This is a genomic window from Bradyrhizobium sp. dw_78, from assembly GCF_018449525.1.
Classification (GTDB): Bacteria; Pseudomonadota; Alphaproteobacteria; order Rhizobiales; family Xanthobacteraceae; genus Bradyrhizobium.
On the sequence record NZ_JAAVUS010000006.1, the window covers coordinates 138505 to 157611 of the forward strand.

General features: G+C 58.7%; 23 protein-coding genes. 15 read left to right on the forward strand and 8 right to left on the reverse strand.

The window, feature by feature from the left end; all coding sequences use genetic code 11:
* The first annotated feature begins 293 nt into the window (after positions 1 to 293).
* Complete coding sequence (locus HB630_RS16975) at positions 294 to 1553, forward strand: site-specific integrase (RefSeq protein ID WP_249780893.1); 1260 nt, start codon at positions 294 to 296, stop codon at positions 1551 to 1553.
* Positions 1554 to 1571: 18 nt separating this feature from the next.
* Here the strand turns inward: HB630_RS16975 and HB630_RS16980 are convergent, their stop codons facing one another.
* Both HB630_RS16980 and HB630_RS16985 read right to left on the reverse strand, forming a co-directional pair.
* Positions 1572 to 2000, reverse strand: coding sequence for a hypothetical protein (locus HB630_RS16980; RefSeq protein ID WP_213773420.1), 429 nt, complete (start codon positions 1998 to 2000; stop codon positions 1572 to 1574).
* 8 nt (positions 2001 to 2008) lie between these two features.
* The gene (locus HB630_RS16985) at positions 2009 to 2230 is read right to left on the reverse strand and encodes a hypothetical protein (protein ID WP_213773421.1); all 222 of its coding nucleotides are present in this window, start codon (positions 2228 to 2230) and stop codon (positions 2009 to 2011) included.
* 277 nt (positions 2231 to 2507) lie between these two features.
* On the opposite strand from HB630_RS16985, the gene HB630_RS16990 reads away from it, so the two are divergent.
* Positions 2508 to 3113, forward strand: coding sequence for a DoxX family protein (locus HB630_RS16990; protein ID WP_213773422.1), 606 nt, complete (start codon positions 2508 to 2510; stop codon positions 3111 to 3113).
* A gap of 9 nt (positions 3114 to 3122) precedes the next feature.
* Here the strand turns inward: HB630_RS16990 and HB630_RS16995 are convergent, their stop codons facing one another.
* The 5 genes from HB630_RS16995 to HB630_RS17015 all read right to left on the reverse strand — a co-directional run bounded on the left by HB630_RS16995 (position 3123) and on the right by HB630_RS17015 (position 6882).
* Complete coding sequence (locus HB630_RS16995; RefSeq protein ID WP_213773423.1) at positions 3123 to 3347, reverse strand: hypothetical protein; 225 nt, start codon at positions 3345 to 3347, stop codon at positions 3123 to 3125.
* 263 nt (positions 3348 to 3610) lie between these two features.
* The gene (locus HB630_RS17000) at positions 3611 to 4348 is read right to left on the reverse strand and encodes a hypothetical protein (protein WP_213773424.1); all 738 of its coding nucleotides are present in this window, start codon (positions 4346 to 4348) and stop codon (positions 3611 to 3613) included.
* 223 nt (positions 4349 to 4571) lie between these two features.
* Complete coding sequence (locus HB630_RS17005) at positions 4572 to 5660, reverse strand: hypothetical protein (protein ID WP_213773425.1); 1089 nt, start codon at positions 5658 to 5660, stop codon at positions 4572 to 4574.
* Between the two features lie 78 nt (positions 5661 to 5738).
* Entirely contained in the window at positions 5739 to 6473 is a 735-nt protein-coding gene (locus HB630_RS17010; RefSeq protein ID WP_213773426.1) for a hypothetical protein, read from the reverse strand.
* Positions 6474 to 6540: 67 nt separating this feature from the next.
* Positions 6541 to 6882, reverse strand: a complete 342-nt coding sequence (locus tag HB630_RS17015) for a hypothetical protein (RefSeq protein ID WP_249780894.1) — start codon at positions 6880 to 6882, stop codon at positions 6541 to 6543.
* A gap of 383 nt (positions 6883 to 7265) precedes the next feature.
* Here HB630_RS17015 and HB630_RS17020 point away from each other — a divergent pair, with 383 nt between their 5' ends.
* The 7 genes from HB630_RS17020 (at position 7266) to HB630_RS17050 (ending at position 14240) form a co-directional block, all read left to right on the forward strand.
* A complete protein-coding gene (locus HB630_RS17020; RefSeq protein ID WP_213773427.1) occupies positions 7266 to 7751 on the forward strand; it encodes a hypothetical protein in 486 nt (161 codons plus the stop codon).
* A gap of 267 nt (positions 7752 to 8018) precedes the next feature.
* Positions 8019 to 8771: a hypothetical protein gene (locus HB630_RS17025; protein WP_213773428.1), complete on the forward strand. Its 753-nt coding sequence runs from the start codon at positions 8019 to 8021 to the stop codon at positions 8769 to 8771.
* Between the two features lie 3 nt (positions 8772 to 8774).
* Positions 8775 to 9323, forward strand: coding sequence for a hypothetical protein (locus HB630_RS17030; protein ID WP_213773429.1), 549 nt, complete (start codon positions 8775 to 8777; stop codon positions 9321 to 9323).
* Positions 9324 to 9330: 7 nt separating this feature from the next.
* A complete protein-coding gene (locus HB630_RS17035) occupies positions 9331 to 9531 on the forward strand; it encodes a hypothetical protein (protein ID WP_213773430.1) in 201 nt (66 codons plus the stop codon).
* Entirely contained in the window at positions 9528 to 10454 is a 927-nt protein-coding gene (locus HB630_RS17040) for a hypothetical protein (protein ID WP_213773431.1), read from the forward strand. Before HB630_RS17035 ends, HB630_RS17040 begins: the two co-directional genes overlap by 4 nt.
* 2 nt (positions 10455 to 10456) lie before the next feature.
* On the forward strand, positions 10457 to 11779 hold the full coding sequence (locus tag HB630_RS17045) for a hypothetical protein (protein WP_213773432.1): 1323 nt from the start codon (positions 10457 to 10459) through the stop codon (positions 11777 to 11779).
* Positions 11769 to 14240: a cell wall hydrolase gene (locus HB630_RS17050; RefSeq protein WP_213773433.1), complete on the forward strand. Its 2472-nt coding sequence runs from the start codon at positions 11769 to 11771 to the stop codon at positions 14238 to 14240. The genes HB630_RS17045 and HB630_RS17050 overlap by 11 nt, the downstream gene beginning before the upstream one ends.
* Here the strand turns inward: HB630_RS17050 and HB630_RS17055 are convergent.
* Positions 14216 to 14416 carry a hypothetical protein gene (locus tag HB630_RS17055; protein WP_213773434.1) on the reverse strand — a complete coding sequence of 67 codons (201 nt, stop codon included), beginning with the start codon at positions 14414 to 14416 and terminating at the stop codon, positions 14216 to 14218. The genes HB630_RS17050 and HB630_RS17055 overlap by 25 nt on opposite strands.
* Before the next feature lie 330 nt (positions 14417 to 14746).
* On the opposite strand from HB630_RS17055, the gene HB630_RS17060 reads away from it, so the two are divergent.
* From HB630_RS17060 to HB630_RS28425, 6 genes are all read left to right on the forward strand, one after another.
* A complete protein-coding gene (locus tag HB630_RS17060) occupies positions 14747 to 15718 on the forward strand; it encodes a hypothetical protein (protein WP_213773435.1) in 972 nt (323 codons plus the stop codon).
* 79 nt (positions 15719 to 15797) lie between these two features.
* Positions 15798 to 16025, forward strand: a complete 228-nt coding sequence (locus tag HB630_RS17065) for a hypothetical protein (protein WP_213773436.1) — start codon at positions 15798 to 15800, stop codon at positions 16023 to 16025.
* 50 nt (positions 16026 to 16075) lie between these two features.
* On the forward strand, positions 16076 to 16300 hold the full coding sequence (locus HB630_RS17070) for a helix-turn-helix domain-containing protein (protein WP_249780896.1): 225 nt from the start codon (positions 16076 to 16078) through the stop codon (positions 16298 to 16300).
* A complete protein-coding gene (locus tag HB630_RS17075) occupies positions 16297 to 16482 on the forward strand; it encodes a hypothetical protein (protein WP_213773437.1) in 186 nt (61 codons plus the stop codon). Before HB630_RS17070 ends, HB630_RS17075 begins: the two co-directional genes overlap by 4 nt.
* A complete protein-coding gene (locus tag HB630_RS17080; protein WP_218626156.1) occupies positions 16451 to 16786 on the forward strand; it encodes a hypothetical protein in 336 nt (111 codons plus the stop codon). The genes HB630_RS17075 and HB630_RS17080 overlap by 32 nt, the downstream gene beginning before the upstream one ends.
* A complete protein-coding gene (locus tag HB630_RS28425) occupies positions 16779 to 18932 on the forward strand; it encodes an ATP-binding protein (RefSeq protein ID WP_249780897.1) in 2154 nt (717 codons plus the stop codon). The genes HB630_RS17080 and HB630_RS28425 overlap by 8 nt, the downstream gene beginning before the upstream one ends.
* Positions 18933 to 19107 lie beyond the last annotated feature (175 nt).

Sequence of the window (19107 nt, forward strand, 5' to 3'; positions counted from 1 at the left end):
CTGACGCGCCAAGCATATAAATAAACATAAGCCCATAAATAAAGGGCCGCCGGGACAGACTCTCCGGGGGCATATTGCCAAGAAAGCGGCTATTTAGAAAAAAGTAGAGCGCGGCTGGCATCACCCCGGACACTCCATTCATCCGTCATGGTTCGCGCTGGTGCGCTTCTATCTGCCAATGCATTGTAGTTACAGCGCTTTATTGTAGACGGAAAGTCCGGTAGCATCCGTCACGATCCATCGGAAATTGTCGTAATCCGGCGCCAATGGTGGGGCGGTTTGGTGGGGCGGTTATGGCCGGAAGACAGTTGCACAAGCTCTCCGCGCGCAAAGCGGAGACAGTGACGAAGCCAGGGCGCCACAGCGATGGCGGTGGCCTCTATCTCGCAATCGAAGCTGGCGAGCACTCGAGGCGGGCATGGGTGTTCATGTATCGCGAGCGCGGCACGGGGCGCCGAAGGGAGCTTGGCCTCGGCTCGGCAAAGGGCCCGAACCGGTCGGGACTTACCCTAGCGGAGGCGCGCACGAAGGCGGCGGACGCACGCAAGGTGCTTTTGCAGGGCAAGGATCCGAAGAATGAAAAGCGGGTCGAACGCGGTTCGGCCGAAACGTTCGGCGCTTTCGCCGACGCCTACCTGAAATCGATCCTGCCCGGCCTGAAAGGGCGCAAGGCCGAAGCCGACTGGAAGCGCGATCTCGAGGTGCGGTGCAAGGCGATCCGGCCCAAGCGGCTCGGAGACATAACCACCAACGATATCCTGGCGATTCTTTCGCCGCTGTGGATGACGATCAACCGCACCGCGCGAGAAACCCGGAGCCGGATCGAGCGCGTCCTGGACGCGGCTGAATCCAAGGGCCTCCGCTCTGGCAAGAATCCGGCGATGTGGAAAACGCTGAAGCCGCTGCTTCCGAAGGCCAAGCGGTCGAAGCGCCACCACAGGGCGGCGCCCTACAAGGACATCCCTGGCATCGTGCGGTCGCTTCGTGCCAAGCACGAAAGCGCCGACACAGCGGTGTACCGAGCGGCTGAATTCATCATCCTGACCGCGGTGCGGACCGGCGAAGCCCGTTACATGCGAATTGGTGAGGTAAATTTCGCGGAGCGGCTTTGGGTCGTGCCGGCGGAGCGGATGAAAACGGAAGATGATCCCGAAGGGACGGATTTTGAAGTTCCGCTCAGCGCCCCTGCTCTTGCGATCTTGAAAGCGGTCATTCCCAAGGGAGCTCAGCCTGACGCCTATGTCTTCGCCGGACAATGGTCCAAAGATAGCGCGAAGCCCCTCGGCCAAAATGCAGTCTTGCATGCCCTCAAGGCCATTTACCCCGCCATGACGACGCATGGATGCCGGTCCAGCTTCCGCGATTGGGCCGGCGACGAAACACGTTTCGAGCGCGATATCGCGGAAATGGCATTGGCCCACAAGGTCGGCGACGAGGTGGAGCAAGCCTACCGGCGCGGGACCGCTCTGAAGAAGAGAAGGCAACTCATGGATGCCTGGGCTCGGTATGTCGAAGGCGCCTCCAACGTCGTCGCCATAAAGCGATCGGCGTAAACGGTAGCCCCCGGTCAACTAAAACGGCCGAAAGCTTCCGTGTCTTTGTTGAGATTTCGGGAGAAAACGGTTCGCGACTGCCAGCGCTCTCAGCTCGTCTGTTTCGAGCGCTATTTTTTGTGCAAGCACTACATCTCCAGCCACGAGATAGCCCTCCGGCACGAAACACCATGTGAATTTGGGGGTGCCGGACTGGTCCAGTTCTTCGATGTTTGCGGCATCTCCATAGTGGATGCGGTATCGTCTGCTTGTGTTGCAGCCGACAACGTCAAAATAGCCGAAAGCCTCAAATTGGCCCAGCTGCTCGGGAGATAGCCAGTATCGTAAAAGATGCTTGCCGCGGCTTTCGGCGGTATTTCGACCGGGTGTGGCAGCGTACAATCGGCGGAGCGCACGCCAGCGCGATGCTTCGGGCGACCGGCGCCAAAGCCTCGACAGAAAGCTCATCCGATGAATCAACCGCCCACGAGGCGCGGAAAAAACAACGTTTCCTGGGCAGATGGATCGAAAGTACTGATCCTATGGGACGTCCCCGCCGCTGTTCGCACGGCCGCGGTAAATCCTGTCTCGGTCAATTTCCTGAAGCGCTGTTCGGCCGCGGCCAACGCCTGGATGTCGCCAGGATCAAACTGAAATCGGCTATCGCCGGTATGATCCATCACAATCTGGACCGCCATGGAAGAATCTCCTAGGAAGTGCAGCCCTTAAATCGCTCGGACAAACTCTATGCCGCGGCATATTGTTCCAAGGGTGAAGCTCGATGATCCGGCCAGCATGTCGCAGTACAGCCCGGTCCGCTGATCAATACTGCTCAGTCACAGAAATTTCACGCTCACTTGGCCACCAGGGGGGCGTGAACCCCGCGTGATCATCAGTGGGGCTGGTCATCATCCGATCAACGCGAGGACGGAGTCGCACAAGACTGTAAGCCTCAACCAAGCAGCCATGTATGTAATGGAAGAGATGGATAGACCCGCGCGCAACAGGAGTGCCTGGATCGTGATTGGAAACGCCCGACCGATCTATGCACTAAAAGGCAAGACCAAGAGTAAGTTCGGGGTGAGCGTCATGGCGTTGCGGGCTATCGATTCCCTGGTTCTGCGTAGCGAGCCGCAGATCCTGTTGTTGGGCCGGGTCTGCATCGGATCGCTTTTTCTGATGTCGGGGACCAATCACTGGTGGGACCAATCGCTGCTCACCCATTTCATGACGGGGTTGCCCGGTTCGGTACATGTCTGGGCGATGCTGGCTGCGACCATTGAGGTCGCGAGCGGGCTCGCGCTGGTCCTCGGCTTCCGCACCCGCGAGTTCGCCCTGCTCCTGGTGCTGTTCAATCTCTCTGCCGCGGTGATCGGCCATCCCTACTGGTCGATCATCAACGACGCCACCGCACGCTGGAACCAATTCATCCATTTCTGGAAGGACATCGGGCTCGTCGGCGGTACCCTCTTCGTCCTCGCGCGAGGCGCGGGACCCTTGAGCCTGGACGCGAAGCTAACGCCAGGTGATAAATCAAAGGATATCGAATTGAGCCATTCGAGCCGGCCGAATGCGACGTGACGCTATCCATCATTCACGAGGAGCTTTCGCGCCATCGATTCCCGGGCTACCGTCCGATGATGGTGACGGACGGTAAAGGGGAGCGTGATGATTTCGGTCTTGATAGGCGTCTTGATTATTGTCGTCATTGGGGCGATCTGTTTTTGGGCAATCGACAGGTTCGCCAATGATCGCCGCCTGGCTCAGCTTTTGAAATTGCTTGTAGTCCTCATCTGCCTCGCAGCCATCCTGCAAAGGGTGCTCCCGCTGGCAGGTATTTACCTCTAGCGAGAACGAAATCGACCTACCGGCTCTTTGCGTGCCGACCTTAGCCTCTTCCGGTTGAGCCTATATGCCGGTGGGTCGGAAAGGAGCTATTGATTACGTTTTGGCAGTGGGCCGGACGGCCATCTGCGCGAAAGCCATTTCAAGCCGCGAGCTTCCAATAGTCCCGGTGGTCCACTTCGAAGCCGGCCAAATAGGTCCGGGTGCCATCCGACCGGTTACAGTCGCTCGTCTCATGTCCCCGCCGGTCCCTGATTTACATCGATCACATGTCGATCGGTCCCAACTGTTATGACAAATGTGTAGGACTTCTGTCCTCCAGCCTGATCGGTGGGGGGTGCCAAGTGGAGTTGTCCGCCGTACCATTCGCCGGGCATCAGCGTGTCGTCCTTGATTACGGATTGCTCCAGTGTCGCCATGTTACGCTGACCGTTTTCTACCGTCGCTGCGATCATGGCGTCGTTCTGGGCCGTAGCGTTGCCTTGCGCGATCGCGGCGGCTGTAGGGCTATAGAACGTACCTGTGCGGCCGCTCGGTGTGGTGTAGTGGCCATAGCCGGCCTGAGATGCGCCATAGGCGTTCCCGGCTGCGGCGACACCGGTCAGGATTGCGGCCGCTACCTGCCGGTTCTTCTCCTCCTGCACAAGCATCTCATAGGTGACGATCTTCATGTCGTAGTCGGATCCGGAAACGTGCTGAACGGCCTCGACATGGCTCACTTGGAAATTGATCGGTTCCTTTCCGAGATTGTTGATACCGACAATAAAGACCGGGCGACCGTTTGCCTGAAGTTGGCGAGAGGCGGGGCGAACGATGACCAGCGAGCTCTTCTGCCGGGACACCAGCGCCGGCTGGCCGTCGCGTACCATGGCTTGCTGTTGAGGATTCGAAGTTCGAAACGAGATGGTCTCGCCGGCGGTTACGCAGCCGGCCAGCGCCGCGCAAATCGTGGCGGCACCTAATTTTCGCATGTGAAGATCTCCCCAAGCCCGCTGAAAATACAAGCGCAACTGGAGGGCGAGCGCAAGGGGGCTTAGTTGTTGATTTAGAACCAGACATTCCGGCTCTAGCACCCGCAGTCGATGTAAGGAGGATAGCTCAGGCAAGCTATCCTCCTTACCAAGAAGGGTCCGCCAATTGGCGGACCCTTCTTGGCTTCAAGATGGCGCGTCTGTTGCTGTTCGACTAGGACGCTTAGTCTATTCCCAAAAACTGGGGAGCTGGCGGAAGGCCTGCAACGTCTAGAACGGCCTCGATAAGTGCCCTCGTTCCCTTGTGGTCCCAATTCAATTCGTCAAACGGCTCGTCCCAATAGCTGTTGCAGGCGAACGCCGCGGCCTTTGCCTTGACCCCGAGGCCCGCCAGGCTGTGCGCGGGCGCGGCCCAGATCGCCCGCATGAGTTCGTCAGTGCGCCAATGATGCACGTTTTGGAGCTCGTTGATGACGGCGGTCCACGGAGCACCGACGTCGTCGATGATGCGGTATTTCGTTTCGAGATAAGTCCTGGCGTCGCCGGCGGTCCACTTTTTATCGTCGTCTGGCCAAGTTGCTTGCGCGTCGATCTCACGCTGGATCGGTTCAAAAAGTTCATTGGATCGGGCCTCGGTTTCGATCTGCTGCTTAGCCGCCTCGTCGAATTTGTCGCCGATCTCGATCAATGGATCGGGCGCTTGGCTGATCGCTGGTGTATCCGATGACCTTGCGAGAGCGATCGACAGGGATCGGCAAAGCATTTTGAGGCATCTGATTTCGGAAGGCTCCGCAAGATCGCTGGGCATCTGCCAATCCTTAAGGGTCGAAATGTACCTAAGCAGCGCCCCTACACCAGCCGACGAGGACGGCCGGAAAGCAAATAGGATGTCCGCGTGTTCGATCAGTTCACTGCTGGCATGACGCGAGATTTCGTCCAGCGCGGCTTTCTCCGGATGATCGTCACTGACGTCGTTGCGGTCCACGGCGGCATCGAAGGCGATAGACAGAGCTTTGTGGCGTTCGATTATCGCAAAAACTGGGTCAACGGAGGCGGGAATGCTGACATTGGGGATAGCGGTGGCAGTCGCAACGGCCGCGGCTGATACGATGCTGTTCATGATAAACCCTCTACGCGATGTTTGCGCCGGTGGCGCGATAGAGGGATGATTCGCGGTCTTGTTAGCGGAGTCGCTACAACGATTGGTGTGTGGATCGGCTGCGGGGATTGTAGTGCCGTTCGCAGAAACGCCGTCGCTCATCCGTGATGATGACAAATTCGCGTGGGTCGGCCGGTCAGTAGTTTTTGACATGAGTGTCTCCATTGGATTTGAATTGGGAAGGGAGGCTCGCGGTCGATGTGCCGCGATGAAACAAACTCTTTGAGAGCGCTACGATGAGCCCTCGGTCGCGAGATGGCGCAGCCAAGTGAGCGCGACCGGCTTCAGTTTTGGATCGAGATCGAGGAACAGCCGCTCGATTTCTCGCCTCGCAGCTTGGATTTCCGGCGCTTCGATCTTTCCGTGGGATGTTTCCGGGACAGGCCCGGCTGGTGGCTCTGCCGCTTTGACCGCGCGTTCTTCAGGAGCGCTGTTTTTTGACTTTCGCGGCTTTCGAGAGTGAGCGCTGCGCGCGACGCTGTAGAGGGGTTTGGTAACGTTGGTGACACCCCCTACGCGTGCTGCCTTGGGTAGCTTAGATGCCATGGCCCTTAGGGAAAGGGCCAATGTCCGCATTAAAACTTGGGGCCACGGCTGGTCACCGATCTTGTCGGCGATCGACATACAGCCATAGCAGTCCGCCTCAATGTCGAATTGTGTCTCGAGGTATCGTACGAATGCGATCAAGCCCGCCCTGGTTGTGGGTCGCGTGAGGATCAGCACCCGCGACATGAGAAACATGTCATCGCAGCGTTTTCCGGATGTGTCGCTGTCTGCTTCCACCGCGGCGTTATAGGACTGGAGGGCATGGCGATGGCGCTCTATTGCGGCAAACACTGGATCCTCAGATTTGTCGCGGCTAGGCGGCGGCGTGTCGGGAGCCTCGCCGGCTCTCACATCGGTGCCGGCAACTAATCTCAATGCTGAGCCGCCACGCGGCGGAAACATTGGTCTTTCAATGGTCATGGGGTTTGAATCCTTGATGATGCCAGCGCCACGGCACAGCCGCGACGACCGAGGTTAGCTTTTCGGATCAGTCGGCCCGCAGTTGCTGGATTTCGTTGCGGTACGAGGCGACGGTGGACTTCCATTGCGGGCCGCTATCGATGAAATCGGCTCGGGCAATCAGGGCCTGTAGGGTCTGGATGCGTTCGGCTTTGGCGGTTTGGGATAAGGCGGCAAGCCGTCTGGTCTCCCGGGCTTCAGCCCAGGCTTTCTTGAGGGCCCATGCGAAGCACCTGCGGCCGATGTCTTTGAACTTGATCTGCGGGTACTTGTAGGTCTTGCGGAAGATCATCCATGCGCGCTGCATAAGCGCGCCACGGTCGACTTTGGGCATAGCTCCGCCGGCCGTTGAAACGGTGGTTTTCGTCATCGGGATTGCCTTACGAATTCGATTATGCGATACCTGAGGTATTAAATCTTAGCTGTAGCCATGTCAATACCTGAGGTATTAAAATTGTCTGTCACCAGTGAACAGGTTCGGGCGGCACGAGCGCTGCTTCGTTGGGAGCAAAGGGATCTGGCTGAAGCTTCGGGCGTGTCACTCCCCAGCATAAAACGGTTAGAAACGCAGCCAGGGCCATTGGCTGCCCAAGAGCGCACCATAGGAGAGCTTCGCAAGGCTCTTGAAAAGGCCGGTATCGAATTCATTGCCGAGAATGGAGGCGGGGCCGGGGTTCGATTAGCGAAGCGAGGCAAGCGATCGGCACAGGACGCCCACACATCCGAACGGAAGCGGAAATGACAGGTTCGCCTATGAACGAAATCGATCGCCGATGCCACAACGACGAACGGTGGCGGCAGGCCTACCTAGCGCTTGTTCAGCGCGGCGATCAGCGTCCTTTGGCGGAATTGTTTAGCGGGACCGCTCCGATTCCACCCTCAATTCGTGAGCACATTGGACGGATGCTTAATCCGGGAACGGACCCGGGGGATGCCGATCGCCTGGTGTTTAGCCGATCACCACGGCTCGCTCGAAAGATGAAACGTAATCAGGATCGGATCGCTATCGGGTTGGAGTATCTAACCCTGCGGGCTGCCAAAAAGCCGCGGAACGTAGCGATGAGCAAGCTCATCAAGGCATATGGCGTGTCTGAGAGCTACATCGATCATTCGATCACTTTGGCCCAGAACCTTCCATCTTATTTCAGGGACTTTGCGCGCAAGAACCCGCCAGTTTGGGGTCTCAATGCTAACAAAAAGACTGTACAGAACACCAAGCGAAACCGAACAGCGAAATAGTAATTTCGCAGGTACATTCTTGCTGACAAATGTTTGCATGTGAGTATTTAGGAGACTGTCTCAAATCTGGAGGCGGTCATGCCGGCTCAGCCCAAAGTAAATTTTTATACTCAAGTCAGTGTCGATGTAGACGCGCGCCGCCGTCGCATTCAGGCGCAGACAGGCTACCCGCTGCCGCGGCTCATCGATGAAGCGCTAAGCGCACTTGAGTTGTCCCTGGATAGCACGCCCCGCTTTGATCCGCCGCGCGTCTCGGAGGGCCGCTAAATGCCGATTGGGGCCACAATCGGTGCAGCCGGCGCGGTCGGTGGAGCGTTGATCAATTCGAATGCCTCTCAGCAGGCATCCCAACAGCAGGTTGCAATGCAGCAGCAGGCCTTGCAGCAACAGCAGCAGATGTTTGGCGTGGCGCAGAATGCGCTTAATCCGTTCATCAGCGCGGGCCAGAGTGTGCTGCCGACCTTGCAGGGCTTGATTACGCCCGGTGCGAATCAGAATGCGCTGTTATCGCAGACCCCGGGATTCCAGTTTTCGCAGCAATACGGCAACATAGCTGCCACTAATGCGCTCGCGGCGCATGGGCTTGGCGCCTCGGCAGGACCGGTCGCGACTGCGCTCTCCCAATATAATCAGGGCCTTGCGCAGAATACGTGGGGCGCCACGGTGAACGCGTTGCAGGGCTTTGCCGGCCTCGGCGGCAATGCCGCGAATGCGATGGCAGGAAATGCGCTTGCGAGCGGCAATGCGCAGGCGGCCACGCTGACTGGAATTGGCAATGCCCAGGCTGCGGGCACGCTCGGATCGGCCAATGCTCTTGCCGGCGGTCTGACGGGGGCAACCAATGCTTTGAGCTCGGCTGCATTGTTTAATTATATGAGCAATGGCGGCCTAAATAACGCCGGCCTCTATGGCGGATTGAGTGGGCCCGCTTACGGCGGAGGAAATGCACTCACGGATGCGTGGGGCGGTAGTCCTACCGATCCCTTATCGGGTCTCACGTCGGCTGACTACGGGATTTAGTCGATGGCCAACTCCTTCGGCACAGAAACGCCGCCAGCCCCGAAGCCAGGCATGACCAATGCGCTAATCTCGGGTGCGATGCCATCTTCGCAGACCGCGGTGTCGGCTGGACCGGGAGAGTCGGCTGCGCAAGCGGCGCCTCCGGCGCCGACGCACGCACAAACGGTCGCGGTCTTGCGGCACACTACTGCGATAGCGAAGGAACTAAGGGGACTTTTGAATCTTCCAGAGCTCGGAAAATCAAGTGTGAAGCGTCAAATTATTGACGGCGCCGTGGCTCTTGTTGCCGAAAGGATTCTAACCCCGGCGCAAGCGGTTTCGATGTTGAGTACTGTTCCGACCGAGCCACTGTTGCAGCGCAAATGGGCTCAATCGCAACTGGCAAGCAACATGGCGGCGATGAACAACGTCCTGGACCATCACAGCGCTGCCTTTCCGGGCACGGGCGACCTCGCAACCGAGATGCAGCGTTCCCAGTCTAATGCGGAAAGTCATTTCGACGACGTCAATGCCGCCTTGGCGCATTTCCCGCGGGGTAGCCGCAATGAATGAAAATGTCGTGACCGAGTTGATTGCTTTGATGTCGTCGCGTCCTACCGACGCCGAAGTCGTTGAAACGTTGCGGCTCCTTTCCGAGAGGCAGGATGAACTGCTCGGGCTGCTTCGGAACGTCAAACAAACCAAAGCGCTCATTCTCAGCGAATTCCGGGCATCGATCGATCATGTCGGCAACGTTCCGCAAGGCAACATGGTGCATTGATGCTTGATGCCATGGATGCGACAGAACCAAAAGTCTCAACCCAGGAGGATCAGCCTGACGTTAGCACGGCGCCATCCTGCGCGGTCCGTCGCAGTTTTGATGCGTCAGACATCAATCCCATTTTCAACCATCCTACCGTGTTTCCGAACGTCTCGGTTCCTGGCCTCGAGAAGATTGATGTTACGAATCTGGTCGCTGATCCGCGCAATGTCCTGCTGACAGCGGACGGCGGGGGCATTATTTTTTGCCAGATCGAGCCGGGCATTTATGAGGTCCACACTGCCTTTCTCAAACCCGAGCGAAGCAGCAACGGACCTCATATCCGGAACGTTTGTCAGAATGCATACAGGTGGATGTTCACCCACACCGATTGCATGGTGCTTCAGACCAGGATTCCGGCGTTCAACCGGGCGGCGATCGTGTTCGCGCCATTGCTGGGTTGGCGGCTCGAATTCGAACGTAAATCGGTTTGGCCAACCGCAGACGGCATGGTCGACATGTCATTCTTTTGTCTGCGCTATGAGGATTGGGTAAAAAATGACGACCATATTGTGGAAACGGGCAACGGTTTTCACCGCAAACTCGATGAAGAGCGTGCGCGTCATGGCGTAGAGGATGACGGGCATCCAGACGAAGAATGTCACGACCGGTATGTAGGTGCATGCGCCGAGATGATCTTCAGTGGTCAGCCCGAAAAGGGCGTGATTCTCTACAATAGATGGGCACGTTTTGCCGGCTACGGGCCGATCGCCATGATTTCGAAGGACCCGCTCATGGTCGATATCGGCGATGCACTGCTGCACGTGGTGCAAAAATCGTTCAAGGCAATCCGCATGAAGGCGAGCCCAAGAGGAAACTCAAATACGCACGGCGCTGACCAAATCCTCGCTGCCTGCACGCAAGATACCTCGGCTGGGAGCTAACTATGCCCGATTCAAACGCACTATCGAGCCTCTATCCGCAGCCAGTAGCGCCGCCTCAGAATGCGCTTCTTTCGGACCCGAGCAAGATCCTGGGCATTGTCGGGCAACTTAACCAGAACGCTCTTTTTTCGCAGCAGTTCAATGCGCGCAAGGCGATCGGTCAGGCCTATCAGAATGCGATCCAGCCGGACGGTTCGATCGATACACGGGCGCTGATGCAAAGCATCAAGGAGAATCCCGACGCTGGCTTCATGGCTGGCGAGGCATCCCAAGGTGCGTTGGCGCGGCAAGGACAAGCCTTATCCAATACCGGGCAGGCCATATTGAATACAACCGCCCAATTCGATCAGCAGGCAAAAATGCAGCAATTTGCTGCGAACTCCTTCAGCGTGATCGACCCGGCAAAGCCGACCAAGGAACAGGTCTTGAATTGGTCCGTGATGATGAAGCGGAATTTTCCGAATGTGCCGTCGGCGATGATCAACGGCATGGCGGAAACCGCACTGAGCGATCCACAGGGACTGGCTCACGGCGTCGGCGTCATGAAGAACATGGCGCTCGGTGCCGCTGGTACCAGCCAGAGAACGGAAGGGCCACCTGACACCAGCACAGGCGCACCGACCACGATCAGCAGGGGTGAGGCGAATCTTTATCCCGGCGGTATTCCCAAGGGACTGCCGCCGGGAAACGAGGACGTAATTGCGGCCAACAAGAAGAACTTCACCGCGGATCAAGAGCGGTCGGCGGCGACCCAGGCCAATTTGCGCAAACTGGAAACCGTCTATCCCCTGATACAGCAATTGGGTAACTCGAACTTCGGACCCGGTTCGGCTGAATTTGCCAAGATCAAGGGCGCATTGATAATGGCCGGCGCTATCGATCCTAAAACCAGTGATGCCACGGTCAGGCAGGAAGCCGGCAAATACATGCTCAATTATGCGCAAGGCGCGCAAAATGCAGGGCGCTCCGATCACGCGCTTTCAGCGGCGATCTCGTCGAATCCGAATCTCGATCTGACCCAGCCGGCCAATCTTGCGCTGATCCGGAATCAGATCGGCATGGACAAGGCGGATGCCTCGATTCCGGTGCTGTTTCACCAGCTGCACCCGAATGCCAACGACAAGGCGAGCTACAACGACTTCAAGGCCAACTTCTATCGCAATTACGATCCGCGGGCGTTCATCTACGACAAGATGGCGCCGGAGGAGCGCCGCGAATTGATCGATAGCCTGGGCAGTAAGCAGAGCCCGGCCTACCAGAAGTTCGCCAAGACCTATGATGAGCTCAAGAAATCCAATTTCGTGACGCCTGCCAATGCCCAATGACATCTCCGAGGGCGATCTCGATCTGATTGCCCGGACCATGATCGGCGAGGAGGCAACGCCGGAAGGGCGCGCTGCGGTCGGTCATGTCATTCTCAACCGGGTGAAGAGTGGAGATTATCCCGGTTCGGTTGCGGCTGTGGTCTCTCAGCCGAATGCGTTCGAATCGTGGTCCGCCAGGGGACCGCAGCTTTCTAGAATTTCTAGAAATTCCCCAGACTACCAGACCGCCTACCAAATCGCGCGGGGAATCACGGCGGGAGATATTCCCGATCCGACCAGTGGATCGGTGAATTTCCTGAATCCGTCACTGCAGGTGTCGCTGGGTCGTAAGATTCCTGCCTGGGCGCAGGGCGAACCCACGGCGGTGATCGACAAACAGGCCTATTTCGGTGGACGTAAAATGGCATCGGACGATTTTCTGAGCGATTTCGAGGTGGCTGCGCCTAAACCCGGCTCAAAGCCGATTAAGGCCGCACCCGCGCCGTCGGCAGACGACGCCACAGATTTCGAGAAGGATTTCGAGGTGGCACCGCGCGGCGGGCCTCCCATCAGGGTCTACATCCGGAAGGACGATCCAATCGGCGTCAATGATACGGCGCGGGCGGTGGCAACCGGCGTGCCGATCGTCGGCGGCTTGCTCAACAAGGCCGATGCAGCGACCAACGCATTGCTGGCTCCCGTTCTCAATCCACTGTTTGCGAAGGAAAATCAGCTTCAGGGTGAGACGTGGAGCGATCGATATCGTAATGCCCTGCTGCAACAGGAAGGGATGGACACGAACTTCGCGTCACAGCATCCGGTCGCGAATACCGCGCTTAACATCGCTGGCGGCGTTGCCGGTACGGCGCCGTTGGTTATGGCTGCGCCGGCGGCATTCGGCATTAGCCGCGCCGGACTTTTGCCGAATGCACTCCTGAGCGGCGCGACGGGCGCGGGCTTGAACGCGACGGATTCGGCCATTCGGTCCGGAGGGGATATTGATGCGACGAAAGCCGGTGCAATCACGGGCGGGGTTTTTGGCGCATTGGCGCCGGTTGGCGGCAAGATTGTCGGTGCCGGAATCGACAAGCTTTCCGATGTCCTGACGCACACCACGCCAGCGGCGCGGAACGTGTCCAACGTGCTTTCAGACATCGGTATGACGCCCAACCAGGCGCGAAATGCCCTGTCGAGCATGGGACCGTATGCAACGCTCGCCGATCTCGACCCGGCCTTGACGACGGAGGCGGGCGGCCTGGCGTCGATGGGCGGCCAGCCGACCTCCATCCTGAAGGGCGCCATGCGGGACCGTGCCGCTCGGGTCGATAACCGTGTCTCGGACTTGATGGAACGACAGTTGGGTCCGGCTCCTGACGCCGAGGCGACGCTCTCAGGCATCGAGCACGATGCGTCGGTGCGAGCTTCCCCTTTTTACAATGCGGGTCGAGGCGGTCCGGCGATGGACGTGACGCCGGTGCTCGCGAACATCGAGCAGCAGTTGCCGAACGCCTCGGGCGGGATCCGGAGCCTGTTGAACTCCGTGCGCGGATTCTTGACGAACGATATGGCATCGAGGGCCAACCCAGTCGGGATGGTCGTTCCGAAATCTGATCCTGCAGCCATTCTTGGGGCGCGGCAGGCTCTCGACGACATCATGTTCAACCGAGAAACCGGCGAAGCGAAACTCGGCCCGAATGCGATGCGCGTTGCCGGTGACTTGCGGGCGCAGATCGACGGGATCGTGAAGGCTAACCCAAGTTTTGCGCAAGGCGACGCCATCTATTCGCGGGCCCACGATATCCAGCGAGCGTTCCGCCAGGGTCAGGATATTTTCGGCAGCAATGTGCGGCCGGCCGATCTAGCGCGGATACTCAGCAGGCTTTCTCCGGAAGAGGCCCAGGCGCTTCGATTGGGTGCCAGATCATCTATCGCTGACGTCATGCAGAGTTCGCGCCGTGGCGAGGGCCCGGCGGCTCAGGGGCTTCTCGGCCGATCGACAAACAACCGGGCCAATCTCAACTTGCTGTTTCCCAACGGGCAGGAAGCACTCGATGCGCTGCATGCCGAGGCCATGATGCGCGGCACCGAACAGCGCGTCGCCCAGAATTCGGCAACGGCGGAACGAACGGCTGTGCAAAAGAAGTATATGCCTTCGAGCGAACCGGGCGTCGGCGCGGCCATTCCCATCGTGGGTGAAGCCGTCGGCGGTGGTCCCGGTGCCATGGCCGCGCTCGCAGGACGAGCGGCCTATGGTGCGGCCAAGAATGCTCTCACGACGAACGCTCTCAATCGTCTGACCGAAGGGACTGCAAGAGGGTTGGTCGCGACGGGAGCCGAACAGAGAGAATTCCTGAGGCAGGTCGAGCGCGCCGGCAGGACGAATGCCCTGGTGAGCAATCTGTCTCGCCGGGGAGATACCGTTACGAATGTTCTGACGCGAACGCTCGGCCAGAAGGGCTATAATTCGCTGTCTTCTCCGTAGAAGGCTCGGGGATCGAGCTTCCAGACGGCCCACAATAGACCGAGCGTCAAAAACGTTCCTGTAAAAACACCTTCACCAAATTCCACACTGATTCCCGTCGCCAGCCAGCGGCAAAAAAAATAGAACCCGACCATGACCGGGATGCCTACAAAGATATGCAGAATTGTTCTCAGCATGAACGTGGGGCTTTTTTCCCGACTGCGCGCGCCTTTATAATGACCAAGAACATCCTCAAAATCTATCAGGAATCTAGAAAACTCCGCGGTAGCCAGGACCAAAAAGATTAGGGGCTATTGGTCAAACTCGCTCGCACAACCCTCTTTCCTCAATTAAAATCTAGACTCGCACGGGGCTAGGCCAGCCAGCCGAAAGCCGATTGCCACACTCGGTTGCCCCGTCGTTTTCGTGTGGCTCACTCCCGGTGTGGCGGGGAAATGACACATAATCGGTCTACGGAAGCCACGCCGCGTCCCCTCTACCGGCTCCAGGAACTTGCCCGGAGTCCTTTGGCACCCGTGCTTGTTATAGAGGGGAAAAAAGCCTGCGACGCCGCCGCGTGGCTCCTGCCGACTTTTGCCGTTATAACAAACCTGGGTGATATCAACGATTCCGATTGGTCTCCCCTGCGCGGTCGCGCGGTGACGATCTGGCCCAACGCCGGTGCGGATGCCGATGCTGCGGGTCTCACGTTTGCCAAGGCGGCTGCCAAGGCCATCCTGGCCGCAGGTGCTTCATCGGTGGCGACGATCGCGCCTGATGTAGCCGCGGATTGGGACGACGCGCTGCCCATCGACTGGAATGTCACAGATGCACTCGCCGCCGGCTGGGATGAGAAGCGCGCAATCGCATTCGTCGCATCCGCGGCGCTGATCGTCGATGATCCCAGAAAACGCCTAAAGAAAATGCGGAAATGGCCGCTCTACAAAATCACCCCGATAGAAAAGGGCGATCCGGACGCTTGGTATAAGGGCGGCGGCGACGTGAACGGCAAGAAATCGAGCGACGGGGGTCTGCGGCGGGCAAAAATCGCAAACAAGATGACGTGGCTCGGCTGGAACAAATATGACTATCCGGTCCGCAAGGCTTTTAATTTTTTTGAACTTGACGAAACGAACCCGTACCATTGGCGAATTCTGATCACGTATCTAGCCTATGGGTTTTTCAATCTTGAGGACGAGAGCGGACCTCGATTGAAAACCATGATAGAGAATTCAAAATTGCTGGAGGACAGTCTCAAAATTCAAAATGCAAAAAGAGCTACAGGGATCATCAAGAACCTAAGCGATACTGAAATTATTGCGATCCTAAAGAAGGGTCCCAGCGTTTATTCCGAATACAACGACGCGGCACTTCGTAAAAAATTGAAAGAGGCGCGCGTACAAGCAGGCTGGCCGTTGCCAGTCAAAAAACCTACTGCGCCCGGGAAGAAAATCCGCCGCACTTCTCCACGGCCGCCGTCGGGGTCTTCCCGCGTTTAAACGGCGCGCGCAATTTGCCCATATTAGAATTGCGCATTTGAGCGGTCCAACGTTTCCGTGGATTTGAACGGAGACTGCCATGACCGAATGTACTACCAACTCGCCGTTGCTGACCCGCGAGCAATTATGCCAGCTCCTTAATGAGCGCGGCTATCCGATCACCGCCAGCTATTTCAATAAGGTTTGCCTGCCAAGCGTCAACGCGGGGCCGCCAGTCGCAAAATATTGGGGCAAGCGACCTCTCTATCATTTGGAGGCCGGTATTGCTTGGGCAGAGTCCCGATGTACTGCACAGCGGGCCTCTTGAGAGACTCCGTTATGAACAGTCTCTCATCTCTACCATCCGACGCGATTGTGATGACGCCTCTGGCGTACACGATCGAGCAGGCCTGCACCGTAGCGTGTGCCGGCCGCTCGTCGCTCTATGAAGCGATCAAGGCGGGCGAGCTCCGCGCTGTGAAGCGCGGACGCCGAACACTGATCCTGGCCTCCGATCTCCGGAGTTGGGTAAGCGACCTTCCCGCGATCGCGACTCCGCAAACCGACCCCCGAAAGGCGAACGAGCCGGCGGTGGACAAATGAGCTTCGTGCGCCTGCGCAACGTCACCGCGCGCGTCGTCATGCGCTGTGGGATCGAGAACTTCCTGGTCAAGATAGCGCCGGCCCTGGCCATCTCCCTGGATGAAGCACGTGATCTCGCGCGCATCGTATTGAACGAAACACCCGAGGACGATGACGCCAGCGGGGAGGGGGATCTTGATTGAGCCCCGCCGCATCGCATTCCGCCGCATCGCCGAAGCTGCTGTGCAGCGCGCGGACGCCATCGTGCCGCGGTGGTTGCCGGACGGCAAGCGTGAAGGAACCGAATGGGTCGCCCTTAATCCGACGCGTGGCGACAGCCGAAAAGGCAGTTTCAAAGTCAACCTCAAGTCGGGGAAGTGGAGCGATTTTGCCACCGGCGATCGCGGCGGGGATCTGATCTCGCTTGCCGCCTATATCTACCGCCTCGATCAGGGTGAAGCCGCAAAGCGGATCGCCGACATGCTCGGAATCGACGCGTATGAATGATAATCCATTCGCGCCGATCGGCGGGGTGACGTCGGGCAAGTCAGGTGCCTCCAGCAGCAAGACTAAGTGGGTGACGGTGGTCCCGGTGCCGGCAGATGCGCCGCCGGCGCCAACAATTCATCCCAAACTCGGCAGGCCAACTGCGCGCTGGAGCTACACCGACGCCGCCGGCAGGCCGATCGGATTCGTCCTCCGATTTGACGCGGCAAGTAAGAAGGAATTCCGTCCGCTCACCTATTGCCGCCCCGAAGGTGGTGGCGCTGCGGCATGGCGGTGGGAAAGCTGGCAAGGCAAACGCCCTCTGTATGGCTTGCAGGAACTCGCCGAGCGCCCGGGCGCGCCGGTGGTGGTCACCGAGGGGGAGAAGGCCTGCGATGCTGCCAGGGTCCTTCTGCCGGCCTCGGTGGTTGTGACAAGTCCAAATGGCGCGACGAACGCCAGGCATGCAGACTGGCGTCCGCTTAAGGGTTGCTCGATCACGATATGGCCGGACGCCGATTCCGCCGGGAATGAATACGCAAATGAGGTCGTCGGCCGAGCGCTTGCGGCGGGCGCGACATCTGTTCGCATCGCAGTGCCGCCCCGCGGCGTCAAAACCGATTGGGATGCCGCCGATGCCTTGGCCGAAGGCTGGGACGAAACGCGCGCTGCAGCCTTCATCGCGAGCGCCACCGAAAAGAAATCCGACGCCGGTAGAGGCGAAGGTCGCGAGGGCGGTGACGGCGAACGGAAACGGGTGCCTCAACGTGACATCCTGATCGGATGCACCGAATTCGTGCAGCTTTGGCACGATGCGAATCGGATCGCCTATGCGACCTATCCGGTCAACGGCCATCTGGAAAACTGGCCGATTCGGTCGAGGGATTTCCGCATGTGGTTGTCCGGCCGCTACTATGAAGAGACCGGTGGTGCGATCGGCGGCCAGGCGCTCGAGGATGGAATAAGGATCCTTGAAGCGAGAGCCGTCAATAATGGCCCGCTGTTTGAGTGCTTCATTAGGGTCGGTCATCAAGCCGGGAAGCTTTATCTTGACCTTTGCCATGACGATTGGCGAGCCATCGAGATCACCGGCACCACATGGGCCGTAGTCGAGAAACCGACCGTCAAATTGATGCGCTCGACCGCGATGCGCGCGTTGGCACAGCCCGAGCAAGGCGGCCTTATCGAAGAACTTCGCCGTTTCGTGAACACCAGCGACGATGAATTCATGATGGTTGTGGCCTGGCTAGTCGCCGCGCTGCGCCACTATGGACCTTATCCGATCTTGGTGCTGAACGGCGAACAGGGGGCCGGCAAGTCTGTCGTCAGTCGCATGCTGCGTTCGCTTGTCGATCCCAGTGCGGCGCCAATCCGGGCGGTGCCAAAGGATGACCGCGATCTTGTCGTGTCTGCTGGCAATTCCTGGGTGCTGGCGTTTGATAACCTCTCTGCGGTCCCGGCGTGGTTGTCGGATGCGCTCTGCCGCCTCGCGACCGGAAGCGGCTTTGCCACGCGCATGCTCCACACCGACAACGCCGAGGCGATCTTCGAGGCAGCCCGGCCGATCATTTTGAACGGTATCCCCAGCCTGACGGACCGGCCAGACCTCGCCGACCGCGCTCTTACGATCCATCTCAAGGCTATCCCAGAGAATGAACGCAGGCCCGAGGACGAACTGTTGGCTGAGTTTGATGCCGCCCGGCCTCGCATCATTAGCGCCCTGTGTGATGCGGTATCGGCAGCTTTGCGGAATGTCGACAAGGTCAAGCTCGAGCGGTCGCCGCGCATGGCCGACTTTGTGAAATGGACCACCGCCGCGGAATCCGGCCTGGGCTGGGAAGCCGGAGAATTCATTGCCGCCTACAACGAAAACCGCCGAGGCGTGTCGGAGACAGTGTTCGAGGCGGATAGCGTCGCGGTGGCGATCAGGAACTTCGTCATCGAGGATCATCCACTGGGATGGGAAGGCACGCCCACCGAATTGCTTGCCGAGATCAATAATCGAGTCGCCGAGGGCATTCGCAAGGCCAGAACGTGGCCGATGACTGCACAAGCGCTCGGCAATCGCATCGATCGCATCGCGCCGCTGCTTCGGAACAAGGGTTTTGTGGTCGAGCGCATGCGATCCACGGTCCGCACCATTAAAATCATCCCGCCGCCTGCTTAACGGTTAGGATTATCGACATGCCTCCGGCACCCACAATGAGCGGCGGTGTGGCTGATGGCTTGGGCCATCCGCTCGGCGATCAAGATGCACTTGTTTGGCTCCAGAAGCAGCCAACGGGCCGCGTCGATGCCTCAGTCTCCGAGCTCGCAAGCATCTGGAGATGGGGGCGAACGCG